We start from the raw sequence: 14,235 nt of genomic DNA, 5'->3' as shown, positions 1-14,235 counted from the left end.
CCGGGGGGGAGAACCGCTTCATACGGATTTTCATTTTTCGGACAACACTTTGCAAGAAGCCTTCGAGAGAATCCAGATTGATTGGCAGGCGGAGCGCTTAGGTCTTGAGCATTCCGTCGCCGAGCTTGGCTACCGGGTATCAGGACCATTGTGTTTTGTTGGGATTAGGTACGTCCAGTTCACTGGAGAGGAGAAAGCCAATCATGGTTGTATCTGACCACAATTGACCTGTTTTATGTATCGCTTTAGCGTTAATTAGGTTATGTTTTTCAAGCATTACTGTACGTACAAGCGAAATTACTAAATACTTATACGGTATTATTTCATCAGCCGTCACAAAAGAGCAAAAAACTAAAAAAACACAAATACGTACGGCTATCTCGCATTGTGGCGTTATTGGTTGTATTGTTTGTATTTCTGTATAAGGTTTTACAGTCTTCTAAATTGCCAACTAAACGTTTTACTCTTACAATATAACAACGGTTATGAAGGAAAAAGACGACAATATATTATCAAGTGCTCTCTCAAGACAAAGCGAGACTTCTTATTAAAGGCTCCATGAATATGTCTCAAGCTTTGGCTCCTGACTGTTTGGTAAAATGAAAGATTTGAAGGGAAAGTGGCAGGATAATATAAAATGAGGCTTTTCAAGCAACAAAAAAGAGCGGAAAACTTTTTAGTTCTCAACTCTTTTTTTTGCTTCATTCACAAAAGTTAATTTGCAATGATAATAATAATAATTACATCACCCAACGTAGTCATCAAAATCCCCCCTTTGCATTAGCTATGCATAAAAGATAATTCAAAAGGGGCAATGAAAAGTTTGAATTGACGAATCGAAACTCAACTTGCGTATTTGAAATTCGGGATATTCAATTCTGCAAACTCTTTTAGAGCCTCTGCAAAAGGCTCTCTTCCCATCAAATAGAAGCTATGAATAATGTGCGTAATATTCGGGTCAAAGGTTCGGAGTTCATTTATACATTCTATGACGATCTGATAGTATTTGCTCATTAAACGATAAAAGGTGAAATCAGGAGTTTTAGGAAGCTTGTCTAGTAGCTGAAACGGTTTTCTGGTGAGGACAAGTTCTTTTTTTCTGATACATATAGATATATAATTCAGTAGAATTGTCGCCAGCAGGAACGGGTTTTCATTTGCAGTTTTCGTAAATGAGTAATCCATCCGCTTTCGGATTAAGGACTGGACTAAAAAAACGGTATCTTCAAAGTCGAAAATGTGGAGCGTATTTGCAAAAAGCATAAGTGAGCGAGTGGTCCAGTCCGAATCACTTGAAATTCTGGACTTCAAAAAATTTCTGTCTGCTTCGGAAATCTCCCTGTCAGAATGATCCGTAATCTCCTTTAAAACCTCCAATAAGGTAATGAAAATTTTCTTTTCAGAGTCAGATAGTTCCTGGTGATTTCGTGCAACACGCTCCAGTTGTGTGAGCTCAGCAATTTTGTTGTCATAAAATATTTGATACATTTGTACCTCTAGAAGTGTCAGCGGGGATTTTTGATCTGATATATCCAGCTTGTTCACAAACTCCGTAATTGAAATGGCATTGATTTGCAGCAAGCTGAACAAGTCCTCCGCGCATATTCTATGTAGGTTGTTCTCCACTTTTGAATAATAGGATTCCGAAATACAATTCTTGATGAATTCCTTCTGTGTCAGTTCTTTTTGCAAACGATATTCCCTCAATAAAGAACCAATTTCCATAAAAAAAACTCCTTTCGAATTCGAAATCATTGCCATACCTAGATAGTAAACAGGTTATGTTTGATTTATCAAGACAAAAGGAGAATGACAATGCACATTTATTTTTCTAATAGACAATTTCGGCAAATCGCGACTGCAAACATTTTCTCAACGATCGGGGACAAGATGTATTATCTGGCCATGCTGACTTTTGTCAGTACACTTCCTAACGCGCAGTTAGCGATTGGCCTGGTGACAGCGTCTGAATTGATTCCGCAGCTATTTTCCTCTTATACTGGGTATCGGGCAGACCAAACGCACAAGGTAGCCAGAAATTTAATTTGGGCTGATCTCATCAGAGTTGGCTTGTATTTCATCGTCGGCTTGCTATTTTGTTCGAGCCTTGAGAAATGGATTGTGTTAATAGGCATCGTTATATTGAATTTCCTGTCCGATTTCACAGGATCGTACGCAAGTGGGTTGCGGCTGCCGCTCATCGTGAAAGTTACTGGAAAAGAGGATTATCCTCAAGCCAGCGGCTTCAATCAGGGCATTTCACAAATCGTCGGCATGATTTCCCAATTCGTAACCGCCTCCTTACTGATCGTTGTGTCTTACTCCTTTTTAGCCTGGACGAATGCTGCAAGCTTTCTTTTTTCTGGCTTTATTATGCTGAGTTTTTTTAGAAGAAGCCCGCAATTCACAACAAAGGCTGTAACCGAAGTACAGCAAGGGCATAAAGGGGACGGCTATTTCAAAAACCTGAAGGTGAGCTTTGCAGCATTAACAAAGGAAAACAAGCTTTTCGGCGTAATTCTTGCAATTATCGTGCTTAATGCCATGCTATCGTCCCTCACACCACTCATTCAAATGATCATTGTATCGGCTAAAAAAGAGATGGTTATTTATTCCTATCCATTTACAATAGCTGTACTAAGCACGGTGATTTCTCTTTCACTAGCTGCTGGCGGACTGCTGGGAACTAAAATACTCAAGCAAATGCAATTGCAGCAATTAGTGATGATCTGCTTAGTGTTTACCACTATTTTTTATCCTGCTCTACTTCTAAAAAATATGCTGATCATTCTGCCGATGCTAGCACCTGTTTGTTTCCTGGTCGGGACGATCGTTCCCAAGTTATCCGGCTGGATCGTGTCCGTAGTAGAAGAGAACAAGCTGGCAACGACGATTGGCATCATTAATACACTTTTAGTAGGCCTTGCACCGTTAACCACCTTTTTATTAGTAACGATATCTGCTGCAGCTTCTCCAATTTTGACCATAGCGATTTTATTCGTCAGCTCCCTGGCATTGATGACATTTCAAATCAAGAGCGGCCGGGTCAATAAAAGCAAGCAGCATGTGAATCTCCAGTAGTGTGAGGAACGGGGAACGTCAAATAGCCCCATCTAGCGAGAGGGGGCGAAATGGAGAGCGTTGGTGGCAATACCCATTTTAGAAACCTGTTGTTAAGACTAACGGCGAGAAAATAACAAAAAACAGGTCAATCATGGTGGTATCTGACCATATTCGACCTGTTCAATGTAACGTAGAATGGAAGAGTATTTGAAAATATCCAACTACTCTTCTGTATCATCATATAAATTTTCTAAAAAAACCTTGAAATTCTCAGAAATTAAATACATGTTGCCCATATCTTCAGAGTCTTCGTCATGAATCCCAAAATAAATATTTCCGGAATACTTCTCAATAAGACCTATGCAAATTTGATTTCCACCAGAATCATCTGCAATTGGTAAAAATCCTGCATTAAGTATATCGTCAAAAATATCTATTTTTTTGTCTAAATTATCATACATTCCTCCAATGCCATAGAAAATATTTACCATACCCTTACCTTGCTCCTCAGAAATGGTGAAGTAGTATGGTTTAGGATAGCCCCCATTGTATCTCAATAAAAAATCTCGATAATGGTTAGGAAGTTGCACTCCAATGATTCGCTCAAAAACTTGAAGTCTAGCTTCTGTTAAAACTTCTTGATTGTTTTGCATTTTCAAACCAATCTCCTCCTGTTCCGTTTACAATGGACCGTCCGCCCATGTGCTCATGTATGTCTTTTCAGTGAAGAAAGCTCGTAGTAGTTTGGCAGCCCTTCCTTGAAAATATGAACCAATTCACATTTCTTTCCTGACTATTATTTGTATACATTAAAACTACCTCCCATCAATTCAGCGTTACATCAAACAGGCCGATTTTAAAATGGATATTGCGCAGGGAAGAGGGGACATGGGCGTCAGGACCATTTGTTTTGGGATCAGGCAGGTTCAGCTTACGAGAGAGGAAAAGGACCATTTCGATTTCCGTGCAGTTCTCAGACCGGGGGAGAAGTTGCTAGCGTAATTGTGCGTACAAGTAAAATGGAAGAATTCTTATACTGATATTAATTGAGTTAAGTCTGCTTGGGCTAAGCCGCCCGAATCACTCGGCATTGGGTGGGGTGTATATTAGAGCCAATCCCTAATATAAGTTATCAAAAAAATCGTTAAAACTGGTTTTTAAAAAAATCATGTTTTCCATTTCTTCATCTGACTCCATATCATGCATCCAAAAATATATTTTTCCAAAGTATTTCTCACTAATTCCAATACAAATCTCATTTCCTCCTGGATCACTAGCGATTGATATAAAACCTTCAGGCAGCTCACCATCTAAAATCTCAAATACCTTAGCCAAATTCCCCTTCATATCACCGATCCCGTAAAATTTATTTACGACACTTTCACCCGCTTCATCAGAAATCTTAAATGTAGACGCTTTAGGATACCCACCATTATTTTTAATCATAAAATCAATATACTGTTCAGGAAGCTTTAGAACATATTTACCTTCAAATTCAAGAATTTCATTTATAGTTATTTTCTTGTTTCCTCGATCCATATTCGCCATAGTTATTTTCCTTTTTAATTTTCTATTTTACTGTAGACTGACCACTGAATGCCTAAACTCACTAGGAATATCTTCATCGACAAGGATCATTGTCTTTCCATATTATTGGGCTTTATGAGTTAATTCTATATATTTGTTCTTCACCAGTTCCACATACTCTTCTAGATACTCAACCTCATGTTCATCCAAGCTGTCCAGATAGAGACGTGGCTATCTCATTAAGAACCTAATTAACATCTAATCCACAAAATCACAAATGAATTTTCGAAAGGAAATCTTGGAGCATTTTCTTTACTGGTAGGCTAGCAGTGTGTAATGAGTCATTTATACGTTGGAGTATATTTGGGTTATCTAATATCATTTTCTTAATTTCTTGATTTGTAAAACTTCTTAGTGTGTCAATACATATTTCGAATAATTCCTCATCATTCGTACTGAGCAATGATAATAAAATGTTGAATTCATTTACATTGCATTCATTATCCAAACAATACGCTAATTTTCTCTGCCACTCTATAGGTTTATTTTGCACTTGATTAGATAATTCAACCCAATCACTTGGGTTAAACTCCGAAAGCATCTCGCTTGCAATGACACAGCCATCATCGTACCACGAATCTACTGATGTATCTGCAGATAAAAGGTTATCTAGTTCTTTGTACATATTAGAGGCCTCCATTTATATTTGAATTAAAAACCTGATAGGCGAGACGCTTTATCTTGCCTGTTGGCTAACCACTTGTTACATCGTTACCAACTTTAAATATATCAATTTCCACAGCATTCGTAGTAGCTATTTTCGAAGTGCTCCATCTCTTAATCTTGTAGAAATAGTATGCTCTTTTTTAGGTTGGAAATATTTCAGTCAGGGAACTGCTTTGTAAAAAACTACATTCTTTGTATCATCAGCATTAGTTGATAATACTTCAACTGCGAGATTAACGTTAGCATTGTTAATGCTTTGCGAATGTCCTCCCAGGTACTCTCCTGATTCTAACGTATCAATCTGTCTTTGTCTCTCGGGGGAGAGTCGCTTTATGCGGATATTCATTTTTCGGGCAACATTTTGCATGAAGCCTTTGAGAGAATCCAGATTCTTTGGCAGGCGGAGCGCATGGTTCTTGAGTTTGCCGTCGCAGAGCTTGGCTATCGCATCTTTAATATTTCCGAGCCCTCTGAACAGGGGAGAGCGGACGTAGGCACCAGGCCTGGGTATTTTGGGATCAGGCAGGCCCATTTTACGGGTGACGGAAAGGACCTTTTTCGAATTCGTGCTGTTCCCAGACAGGGGAAGAAGTTGCTGGTAATATCCATCTTAAAATGCTGGTGTTAAGACTAACGGTGTGAAAATATAAAAACAGGTCAATAATGGTAGCATCTGACCATAATCGACCTGTATTATGTAACGATTTAGTGTTAATTAGGTTATGCTTTTCGAGCATTACTTTGCGTACAAGCAAAGTGAAGAAATTTTGATACGGGTATTACATAGGTTGAATGTGTCATTGGTTATATGATGGGTTCATCCAGCACTGAGTAGTCCCAACTTATGGCTCAAATTCTTCTTATAGTTTGTCATAGTTAAGTTAGCTCGACAGAGCTATTAATCTTGACTATTTAAATAATTCTCTACAAACAGTTTATTCTTTTCATTCTCAGGAAGTAAACCTAAATATCGATATTCAAAAATCATTTGTCTTTGAGTTGGGGTTAGTGTTGAAGCTATTATATCTTCATAATTATAATGAATCTTCAACTTACCAGGATACATCAATCTTAAGGTTAAATTTGTCCACGCATCTTGATCATTGTCTATAAATATTTGTCTTAATTCTTTAAATTTTGTTTGCAACTCTAATAATAATTTGTCGTACTTTTTTTCATTCACACCATATTTTTCAGGAATATCATGGGAGTATATAAAAGCCCCATTCTCAGAAGTATTGAAATAAAAATATACCTCTCTAGATCCATCGAGTATTTCGGCATATAAGTAAATCTCGTTCCAGTTGTCGTCAGGTATCATACTTAAAACACGCTCTGCTATCAAGGAATATAGCTGATCCATCTGTTGCTCCATAATTCTCACAACCTCCAAATTGATTGTTTGGAGCCATTAACTATGAAACCGGCTCACTGCCTATCCGAATGGAAAAATCGCCTTAATTCTGGATAACAGCCGGATTCATCATGCTATAGAGTACAGCCTTTTTTGGAGGAACACCCGCGTCTACAATTGGTTTTTCTGCCACCTTACAGTCCAAACCTCAATCCAGTTGAAGGGCTGCGGCTGTGGCTCAAATCCGATGTAGTAAACAACGTCTTTTTTGAAAAATTCTATAAAATTAAACTTCATGTCAGTCAATTTATGAAGCGAATCAAGCAGCAACCGATGAAAACGATTGATCGCCTGCTTGTCAGGTTATGATCTTAATTGCGTTCTATCTAATTTAGTATTAATAAATAAATCATAATCCATTCTTTCTACCTCTTAAGTCTGCTTGGGCTTAGCCGCCCGAATCACTCGTCCTGGGTGTGTGTATTCATTAACAGCCGCGATAGGATAAGAGACCACAATACGGGTGGCTGTCTCGTATTGTGGCTTTGGCGATTGTGTTGTTGTTATTTCTGTATAAAGTTTTACAGTCTTCTAAGTTGCCAACTATCAGCATTATCTACGAATTTAAAGAGTAGTTGTAATTTCAAGTAATTTGGTTTCTATAAACTCTATTACTTCTGTATAATTTTTAGATTCAAACCTTTCTATTGGTTTATCCCAGTCTTCGTTTATCAAAATTACAACCAAGAAGTTACCTTCTGGAGAAATATCTGGTCTCCAGCCCATATCCAAAGTTATTGATTTTTTTTGATAATGTAACTGCAACAAACTGTCTGTAAACATAAACCAAATATCATCATCAGGATCTAAATTAAGTGGATCAATTTCCCAAAAATTATTTTTGCTTACTGACCAACCTGTTGGAATCCTTAACGCATGAATATCTAGCTTCGGTGCGTCCAACTTTACAAATTTTATCATAATAAATCCTCCAACATTTTATTTTAGCCCTAATTTCCTGAGGTACTTATCTAATCTTCCACCAGATATCGGGTGTCCATGATATATATTACCATTTGTTAATTCTGCTCTAATCCACTGAGTCGGGATACCACTGTCATAACCAATAACTTTACCTGTATCATAAATAAAGTAGTAGTTATTATTTCCGTTATCAATCAAATGTCCTTTTTACAGTGCTTCTTTTTCAATTACCTTATTATTTGCATTAGGTAAATACTGTGCATTTTTATCACCAGTTTCACTAAATATTTTTGCTTCTTCAGCAGTCTTAGCTTTTAAATGTTTATAACCATGAGGGGTGTAATCAGCATTATAAATCTTTGATCTAAATTCTTTTCGATTATAATATCCCCCATAAGCGTCATCACCCGTCCCCTTAGTTCCCCGGCCCGAGTACTCTCCTGATTCTAACGCATCTTTCTGTCTTTGTCTCTCCGGGGTGAGCGGCGTATCCGGACCTTTGGAGCGGGAAGAGTAGGGCTCCAGATCATGAAATAGCCAACGGCCTGCGGCGGTGGCAGGGTCGGGGGAGAGCCGCTTTACACTGATATTCATTTTACGGGCAACGCTTTGCATGAAGCCTTTGAGAGAATCCAGATTCTTTGGCAGGCGGAGCGCATGGGTCTTGAGTTTGCCGTCGCCGAGCTTGGCTATCGCATCTTTAATATTTCCGAGCCCTCTGAACAGGGGGGAGCGGAGGTGACCACCAGGCCTGGGTAATTTGGGATCAGGCAGGGCCAGTTCACGAGAACTGGAAAGAGAAAGTTCCTTTTTCGATTTTTGTGCTATTCCCATACAGGGAAGAAGTTGCTGGTAATATCCATTTAAAAAAGCTGGTGTTAAGACTAACGGTGTGAAAGTAATAAAAAACAGGTCAATCATGGTAGTATCTGACCATAATCGACCTGTTTGATGTAACGGGATAGTGCTATTTAGGTTATAACATTAAAGCATTTGATGTGTGTACAACCAAAATGGTGAAATCTTTATATGGGTATTACATGGGTTATGTCTAATTGAAATCACCAGCCCGACTCATTCGGCACTGGGTGGAGTTGAGACAAGGGCAAAAGAAAACCACAATACGGGCGGCTATCTCGCATTGTGACGTTGTTCGTTGTATTGTACGCTCTTTAGTTGAATGCAATCGACGCTATTTAACGAGTTGAAAAGTTCAACCACTAATTTTTAGACTAAGCCTTATTTATTATTAACTTCCTCCAAAACCTTATCTATTCGTCTTAACAACTCCCGCCCTTCTTCCTCGGTTAATTCATACTGGGAATTATCAAAATATCTATCTTCGAGTTCATTAATAATGTATTGTGGTATTGTTTCATCAAGTCGTATTAAGTTTTCTGCAATTGTGGTGTACACAATCTTCTTTGCACACACTCTGTACCTAAATTCCCTTTCGAATTTTTTTAAAATGTTATCAATTGTATTGTTATCATTTTCTTTCTCAGAAAAGTAACGCTCGACTATATCTACGATTTCATCATAAAACCATCTTGCTTTTGGACAAAGATCTACTGGCATTTTTTCGAGTTCTTGCAATACTCTGTTTCTCCGCAAATAAAGTTCTTCATACTCTTTTTCATTTAATTGGCCTTTTTGAATATAGTCCTTTAGTTGGTGAAAATCTATTAGTTCAAGGTCTCTAATGTAATTTTCCTTTGTATTCTTATAGATCCGTGGCTGTTTCACTTTTAATTCTGCAGAAATAACCCTCAAAACAGCCTTCTCCATATCATCTGAATTTTTCTCACTGTAGTGCTCGTCAAAAGCTCGAGCAACTGCTTCATTTGGACTCTGATTCTCTAACTTGTACTCTTCATACTCTTCAACAAACGACTCTATTAATTCATTATAATTCCAAGGCATATTTTTCTCCCCTATTATGATTTTTTAGATATCTTAACATCGTTATTATGAATTACTTCTACTTTTATTCCAGGATAATCTTTTGTGAAATTATATATAATATCATTACAACTCGCACAAGTATCGTTTTCGGTAAACAGTTTTATTCTTCCCTTTATATCCGGATTAGGTGGACCAAGCTTATTAGCTAAGTCATTAATCATTTTATATTCTGTATCTCCCTCCCTTGGAAATATATCACCTTGTTTATTTGGAGCATCTTTTGCCGGATACCTTATTGTTTCCGGTTTGTATGAAAAACCATCATAATTCATATTGGGTTGATGAGCCGGCGATGGACCATTCACTTGACTATGTGCATAAAATTCAGTTTTTATATTTGGAACATCAACTTTAACTTCCATATATCCAAAATTTGCCCCACCTTTATTTAATGCGCCATTTGAAAGTCTTTGTTTTAACTCGGCAACCCTATCAATAATATATCCCTCAGTATCCATGTCTATGGATCTGGTAGGGAATTTTTGGTTAACATCTAATGTATCTTTACCCGTCCCCCCAGCCCGGCCCGAGTACTCTCCTGATTCTAACGCATCTTTCTGTCTTTGTCTCTCCGGGGTGAGCGGCGTATCCGGACCTTTGGAGCGGGAAGAGTAGGGCTCCAGATCATGAAATTGCCAACGGCCTGCTGCGGTGGCAGGGTCGGGGGAGAGGCGCTTTACACTGATATTCATTTTTCGGGCAACACTTTGCATGAAGCCTTTGAGAGAATCCAGATTCTTTGGCAGGCGGAGGGCATGAGTCTTGAGTTTGCCGTCGCCGAGCTTGGCTAGCGCATCTTTAATATTTCCGAGCCCTCTGAACAGGGGAGAGCGGACGTGGGCACCAGACCTGGGTAATTTGGGATCAGGCAGGCCCATTTTACGGGTGACGGAAAGGACCTTTTTCGAATTCCGCATTGCTGCCAGACTGGGGACGAAGAAGCTGCTGGCAATATCCATCTCAAAAAGGTCTTGTCCGCCTTGAATCTGTCCGATCTCATAACTTTCTTCTGGAGTGAGCGTCAGCGGGTTATGATACGCATTCGCTTTTTGCTGATTCCGTAAGAATTCTGCACTCCCCTCTATGAAGCTGTCCTTGGCTTTCTCGAATTCGGCAGATACTGACTTTTCACCGGTAATGAGATCTTCTGTATAATCTACCGTATTTAGAAGCCCGGCGAAGGTGGAATTCCGTTCTTCAAGCGGTGCGACTTCAGTGCCGCCATTTAACATGCTATATAACTTTCTGGCTTCCTCATCCTGATTACCGGAAAATGCCATATCTCCGAAATCCACCACGGTATCCCAGAGTCCCTTTGCTGCGTCTTGTAAGATGTCGAGGTATCCTTCAGCTTTTTTATCTGCAATTAATAACTGGTGCTGCTTGGTCACCGCTTCGATTCCCAGAGCGCTTACCTGCTGTTCAAAGGCTGACAAAATAGGTTCCGGGTAATATTCATGCATGGAGCCCTTGAGCTCAATCTCGGAACTGACGTTGTTCACTTCCTGTGCCAGATCCAGTGTAGTGGTCGTTGTATGTAATTGCAGGCTGTTGGTGCCTTGGATCATAATGTTCGCGGCATCCAGAGTGAGTTGGCTGCTGGCCTGAATCCAGATCCGCTGGGTACTGTTCAGGCTGACACCCAGCTGGTTGTTCATCGAGATGTACAGTGAGCCCTCTTGGGCCGTCATATGCAGCTCCGAGTTGCCCAGAGATACTTCTTTTCCCTGTGGATTGGCAAAGGATTTGATGCCGGGATCAGCCGTTTTGCGGCTGTGTCGTTCGGCTGGAGACTCCACAGATCCATTTTGTCCCGGTGAGGAAAGAAGGGCAGTAGAGGCAGAGGGCTTTGTGCGCACTGATTGAATCACTATTGCATCGTCTTCGTCGGCACTAGGGAAATACAATTTCACCTGTGCACCGCGTTCAGGCATCATATACCAGACCTGGCTGCCTTCGGCAGAGTAGGGGAACCAGCGGGCTTCCGCAGCATTTTGCCGGTTATCCATGTCCAAATGCAAGCGTACCTGATTGCGGCTGACCTCGAGAATTTTGCCTTCAATCGCTGCCCCAATAAGGATACGGTTATAAATTTTTGGAACCTTGATCCCTTGCGGGATCGCACATTCATACGACCAGGTCATGAGACCGTGAATCATCTGGCCTTCCCGCTTTGTGATGATGAACGTCTCCTGATTGCGCTCGACTTCATCTCCCAACTGCAGCATCTGATCCCATTCAAAGGTGTAACGGGTATAATCTCCAATGCTGGCAGTATTCCAGCCGTTGGCTTCCTGATCCAGATAAGGTGGGATACTACGCTGCATGGCAAAAGGAACACCTTCTAATTGTATGTATTTCCGTGCTTGCGGAATCCCAATCCAGATCTGTACACGTTGTGAGGTCACGTTAGGAACCAGTACGGCGCCCACATGTGAAGCCAGGCGCTGCAAGAACGTCCAATCCGTCTCCTGATACTGCATAATGAACTGACCTGTGTTCTTCTTCTCGAAGGCTTCATCTAATTTGTCTGAGCCTTTATAATCTGCCAGCACTGCATCTACAATCTCTACGTATCTCTGATTCACTTGTTGGAAGGAACGGTTCTTAAGCTGTGTGTCCAACTTGAAGCTATGGGAAATGACATCCAGAGTGACCATAACTTCCTGATTCAAATGCTGAACATCCACGGCATACAATTGTCCCATGAACAAAGGATACTTGCGGGCATTGTCATCCGTGACCCACAGCTCGACTTCGTCGTCACTGCCCGCTCTGGTTATCAGAGTGTCGGTCTGGTCAGCTTCCATGCTTCCGGTGATCAGCAATTTCGCGTGTGCTCCAAGCTCTTGGGTCAGCTTTATCTGCTGTAAGCGCAGATTGCCGTAGGGCCAGACCACATGCAGCTGATGAGAAGCAAAGCGGTCTTTTACTGCGTTGTTCATCCCATGTTCTCCTTGCTGATTAGATTAAAGGTCTTGTCCGTCATCTGTAATCGAAATGATTCCACCGCCGCCGACAGAGGGGAGAGGGGAGACCTGTGCGCCAATAGCCAAACTGTCTAATCCTGGGCAGCTGCATACTAACTTGGAGTCACTCAGCAGGGCAGGAGCCCCGTCGATCAGTACATCCTCTTTGCCCCCTGTCCATTTCGAAGCCAAGGCAATTTCCGGTTCGCAGGGAGCGCTCTTCAATTTGCAGAACCCAAAGGCATTAATTTTACTGATATTAACTCCGCTAACTGCGTCGTCGATGTTCAGGAGGGGTTTGCTTTTAATATAGACCCCATGGCTAAACATTGTATTGAGTACGCCGGGGTCTGTCCCCATACTGCATTTCAGGGCAGCCCCCCGGACCACAAAGCTTTGTTCACCCTTTAGCGCACCTTGCACCAAGGCACTCAGTAACATAGGCAGCAGCATATGCATCCCTCCATAGATAATATATTGTCAAGAATCAAGGTTATCCGACCAAACCGCATGATGCAGCATGGCATAGGTTAAAGGCACCCATAACGATGCATCTTCCAGCTTGAACTGGCAGCTCCCGATATAAGCTTTACCGCGCCAAGAACGGACAAAGGCAATCTGATAAAAGGGAATGGGAGTCAGCAGAAAAAGAGATTCATAGCAGCCGATTACAGTACCTTGAATAAGCAGGAATTTGTGGTTGATTAGTTTCATCTTTGAGTGCTTGCGGGTTGTATGCTCTATCATCTGTTGCAGATACGATTCTAGCTGCTCTTGTTCCAATTCATGGTTGGTTGAACGCAGACCTAGCACAATTCCATTAGCCTTGTCTTGAACAACAACACCGCCCAACGAATTGCTGCTTTGTTCTGCCGAAACTTCCGGAATCAGAGAACGGGGAATCGATAGGGTGAGTTGATCCTCAAAAGCTTGTAGGGTGTGAAAATGGATGACTTGTCCATCCGGCAAGGTCAGCGAACCACTCGATAATCCCTCAATTGCCTCTTCCACAGAGAAGGTCATCCATTCCTGGTCCTGCTCTGCCAACTCCAACTCCTCTTGCAAGACTTGCTGATTGTGCAGCTTCAAAAATAATTCATCCCAGTGCGCGGTCATAGCCCGGCCCCCTTGCAGAGTTCTGCCATTTGCAGGCGATAACCGCTTAACCCCCGGCGGAGCAAGCTCTCCGCTGCCTCAAGGCTAATGATGTAATAAGGTTCTCTTATCCCTGATAATCGGAAAAAATGATGTCCCTTCACTTTAGCTGCATCCAGCACGAGCTGCTTCAAGGTATGATCGTGCGGATACCACTCGGTCTCTCCTGAAATGCCGTCCAAAGCCGGTACATGGGGAGTCCAATATAAGACCTGCTGTTGATCTTCCCGATTTATGAGATACAGTTGTTTGAATCGAGCATGCGTATTGTACAGTTCCAAGATCCGTTTCATGGGATCGGAGAGCAGCGGGTTCACTGCGGCTGACAGAGGTAGCCAGTCTGTGAAATCCTGCTCTGCCGCAGCCTGCACCTCCAGTACTTGAGCCGGGGGCATTTGCGTGAAGGGGGTTTTTAAGAGAGCCATATTCACAGGTGTAAGCTCGCGGGAGATCCGGTTGTCATTCTGCAGAATATAATAGTGGCGCATGACC

Annotated in this window: 14 protein-coding genes and 1 pseudogene; 3 read left to right on the top strand and 12 right to left on the bottom strand. The window is 41.3% G+C overall.

All coding sequences use genetic code 11. The features are described from left to right. Window positions 1-843: 843 nt before the first annotated feature. On the bottom strand, window positions 844-1,725 hold the full coding sequence (locus ACQ76X_RS03395) for a helix-turn-helix domain-containing protein (protein ID WP_038595137.1): 882 nt from the start codon (window positions 1,723-1,725) through the stop codon (window positions 844-846). 90 nt (window positions 1,726-1,815) lie between these two features. Here ACQ76X_RS03395 and ACQ76X_RS03390 point away from each other — a divergent pair, with 90 nt between their 5' ends. After that, window positions 1,816-3,081: an MFS transporter gene (locus ACQ76X_RS03390; protein ID WP_438491500.1), complete on the top strand. Its 1,266-nt coding sequence runs from the start codon at window positions 1,816-1,818 to the stop codon at window positions 3,079-3,081. A gap of 203 nt (window positions 3,082-3,284) precedes the next feature. Here the strand turns inward: ACQ76X_RS03390 and ACQ76X_RS03385 are convergent, their stop codons facing one another. The 4 genes from ACQ76X_RS03385 to ACQ76X_RS03370 all read right to left on the bottom strand — a co-directional run bounded on the left by ACQ76X_RS03385 (window position 3,285) and on the right by ACQ76X_RS03370 (window position 6,691). After that, the gene (locus ACQ76X_RS03385) at window positions 3,285-3,716 is read right to left on the bottom strand and encodes an SMI1/KNR4 family protein (protein ID WP_438491608.1); all 432 of its coding nucleotides are present in this window, start codon (window positions 3,714-3,716) and stop codon (window positions 3,285-3,287) included. Window positions 3,717-4,182: 466 nt separating this feature from the next. Further along, the gene (locus ACQ76X_RS03380; protein WP_438491498.1) at window positions 4,183-4,611 is read right to left on the bottom strand and encodes an SMI1/KNR4 family protein; all 429 of its coding nucleotides are present in this window, start codon (window positions 4,609-4,611) and stop codon (window positions 4,183-4,185) included. A gap of 250 nt (window positions 4,612-4,861) precedes the next feature. Continuing rightward, window positions 4,862-5,275: a hypothetical protein gene (locus tag ACQ76X_RS03375; protein ID WP_379140886.1), complete on the bottom strand. Its 414-nt coding sequence runs from the start codon at window positions 5,273-5,275 to the stop codon at window positions 4,862-4,864. A 939-nt stretch (window positions 5,276-6,214) separates the two neighbouring features. Continuing rightward, a complete protein-coding gene (locus ACQ76X_RS03370) occupies window positions 6,215-6,691 on the bottom strand; it encodes an antitoxin YezG family protein (protein ID WP_438491496.1) in 477 nt (158 codons plus the stop codon). Window positions 6,692-6,743: 52 nt separating this feature from the next. On the opposite strand from ACQ76X_RS03370, the pseudogene ACQ76X_RS03365 reads away from it, so the two are divergent. After that, window positions 6,744-7,039: pseudogene (locus tag ACQ76X_RS03365) on the top strand (transposase); the annotation flags it as partial. Window positions 7,040-7,294: 255 nt separating this feature from the next. On the opposite strand, the gene ACQ76X_RS03360 reads toward ACQ76X_RS03365, so the two are convergent. The 4 genes from ACQ76X_RS03360 to ACQ76X_RS03345 all read right to left on the bottom strand — a co-directional run bounded on the left by ACQ76X_RS03360 (window position 7,295) and on the right by ACQ76X_RS03345 (window position 12,279). Beyond that, window positions 7,295-7,651 (bottom strand): hypothetical protein, encoded by a 357-nt coding sequence (locus ACQ76X_RS03360; RefSeq protein ID WP_438491494.1) that lies wholly within the window; start codon window positions 7,649-7,651, stop codon window positions 7,295-7,297. Window positions 7,652-7,861: 210 nt separating this feature from the next. After that, the gene (locus tag ACQ76X_RS03355; protein WP_438491492.1) at window positions 7,862-8,575 is read right to left on the bottom strand and encodes a hypothetical protein; all 714 of its coding nucleotides are present in this window, start codon (window positions 8,573-8,575) and stop codon (window positions 7,862-7,864) included. A gap of 318 nt (window positions 8,576-8,893) precedes the next feature. Further along, a complete protein-coding gene (locus ACQ76X_RS03350) occupies window positions 8,894-9,577 on the bottom strand; it encodes an Imm3 family immunity protein (RefSeq protein WP_438491490.1) in 684 nt (227 codons plus the stop codon). 14 nt (window positions 9,578-9,591) lie between these two features. Next, entirely contained in the window at window positions 9,592-12,279 is a 2,688-nt protein-coding gene (locus ACQ76X_RS03345; RefSeq protein ID WP_438491489.1) for a deaminase domain-containing protein, read from the bottom strand. Between ACQ76X_RS03345 and ACQ76X_RS03340 the strand changes: the two genes are divergently transcribed. Further along, on the top strand, window positions 12,253-12,492 hold the full coding sequence (locus ACQ76X_RS03340) for a hypothetical protein (RefSeq protein WP_438491487.1): 240 nt from the start codon (window positions 12,253-12,255) through the stop codon (window positions 12,490-12,492). The genes ACQ76X_RS03345 and ACQ76X_RS03340 overlap by 27 nt on opposite strands. Before the next feature lie 96 nt (window positions 12,493-12,588). Here the strand turns inward: ACQ76X_RS03340 and ACQ76X_RS03335 are convergent, their stop codons facing one another. Genes ACQ76X_RS03335 through ACQ76X_RS03325 form a run of 3 tightly spaced genes read right to left on the bottom strand, consistent with a single transcriptional unit; the run spans window position 12,589 to window position 14,231 of the window. Continuing rightward, the gene (locus ACQ76X_RS03335; protein WP_438491485.1) at window positions 12,589-13,041 is read right to left on the bottom strand and encodes a DUF4280 domain-containing protein; all 453 of its coding nucleotides are present in this window, start codon (window positions 13,039-13,041) and stop codon (window positions 12,589-12,591) included. 27 nt (window positions 13,042-13,068) lie between these two features. Further along, a complete protein-coding gene (locus ACQ76X_RS03330) occupies window positions 13,069-13,704 on the bottom strand; it encodes a hypothetical protein (RefSeq protein ID WP_438491484.1) in 636 nt (211 codons plus the stop codon). Then, on the bottom strand, window positions 13,701-14,231 hold the full coding sequence (locus ACQ76X_RS03325) for a hypothetical protein (RefSeq protein WP_438491482.1): 531 nt from the start codon (window positions 14,229-14,231) through the stop codon (window positions 13,701-13,703). The genes ACQ76X_RS03330 and ACQ76X_RS03325 overlap by 4 nt, the downstream gene beginning before the upstream one ends. Window positions 14,232-14,235: the final 4 nt, after the last annotated feature.

Origin of the sequence: Paenibacillus sp. IHBB 3054, assembly GCF_051594305.1 — a bacterium.
In the GTDB taxonomy this organism is placed as follows: domain Bacteria; phylum Bacillota; class Bacilli; order Paenibacillales; family Paenibacillaceae; genus Paenibacillus_AQ.
This window is presented reverse-complemented; position numbering and strand designations above follow the sequence as displayed.

Coding starts and splice junctions, on each gene's coding strand:
- ACQ76X_RS03350 (WP_438491490.1), bottom strand. CDS start 9,577: ATGCCTTGGAATTATAATGAATTAATAGAGTCGTTTGTTGAAGAGTAT.
- ACQ76X_RS03370 (WP_438491496.1), bottom strand. CDS start 6,691: ATGGAGCAACAGATGGATCAGCTATATTCCTTGATAGCAGAGCGTGTT.
- ACQ76X_RS03375 (WP_379140886.1), bottom strand. CDS start 5,275: ATGTACAAAGAACTAGATAACCTTTTATCTGCAGATACATCAGTAGAT.
- ACQ76X_RS03385 (WP_438491608.1), bottom strand. CDS start 3,716: ATGCAAAACAATCAAGAAGTTTTAACAGAAGCTAGACTTCAAGTTTTT.
- ACQ76X_RS03325 (WP_438491482.1), bottom strand. CDS start 14,231: ATGCGCCACTATTATATTCTGCAGAATGACAACCGGATCTCCCGCGAG.
- ACQ76X_RS03380 (WP_438491498.1), bottom strand. CDS start 4,611: ATGGCGAATATGGATCGAGGAAACAAGAAAATAACTATAAATGAAATT.
- ACQ76X_RS03360 (WP_438491494.1), bottom strand. CDS start 7,651: ATGATAAAATTTGTAAAGTTGGACGCACCGAAGCTAGATATTCATGCG.
- ACQ76X_RS03345 (WP_438491489.1), bottom strand. CDS start 12,279: ATGGTCACTCTGGATGTCATTTCCCATAGCTTCAAGTTGGACACACAG.
- ACQ76X_RS03335 (WP_438491485.1), bottom strand. CDS start 13,041: ATGCTGCTGCCTATGTTACTGAGTGCCTTGGTGCAAGGTGCGCTAAAG.
- ACQ76X_RS03390 (WP_438491500.1), top strand. CDS start 1,816: ATGCACATTTATTTTTCTAATAGACAATTTCGGCAAATCGCGACTGCA.
- ACQ76X_RS03355 (WP_438491492.1), bottom strand. CDS start 8,575: ATGATTGACCTGTTTTTTATTACTTTCACACCGTTAGTCTTAACACCA.
- ACQ76X_RS03395 (WP_038595137.1), bottom strand. CDS start 1,725: ATGGAAATTGGTTCTTTATTGAGGGAATATCGTTTGCAAAAAGAACTG.
- ACQ76X_RS03330 (WP_438491484.1), bottom strand. CDS start 13,704: ATGACCGCGCACTGGGATGAATTATTTTTGAAGCTGCACAATCAGCAA.
- ACQ76X_RS03340 (WP_438491487.1), top strand. CDS start 12,253: ATGGGAAATGACATCCAGAGTGACCATAACTTCCTGATTCAAATGCTG.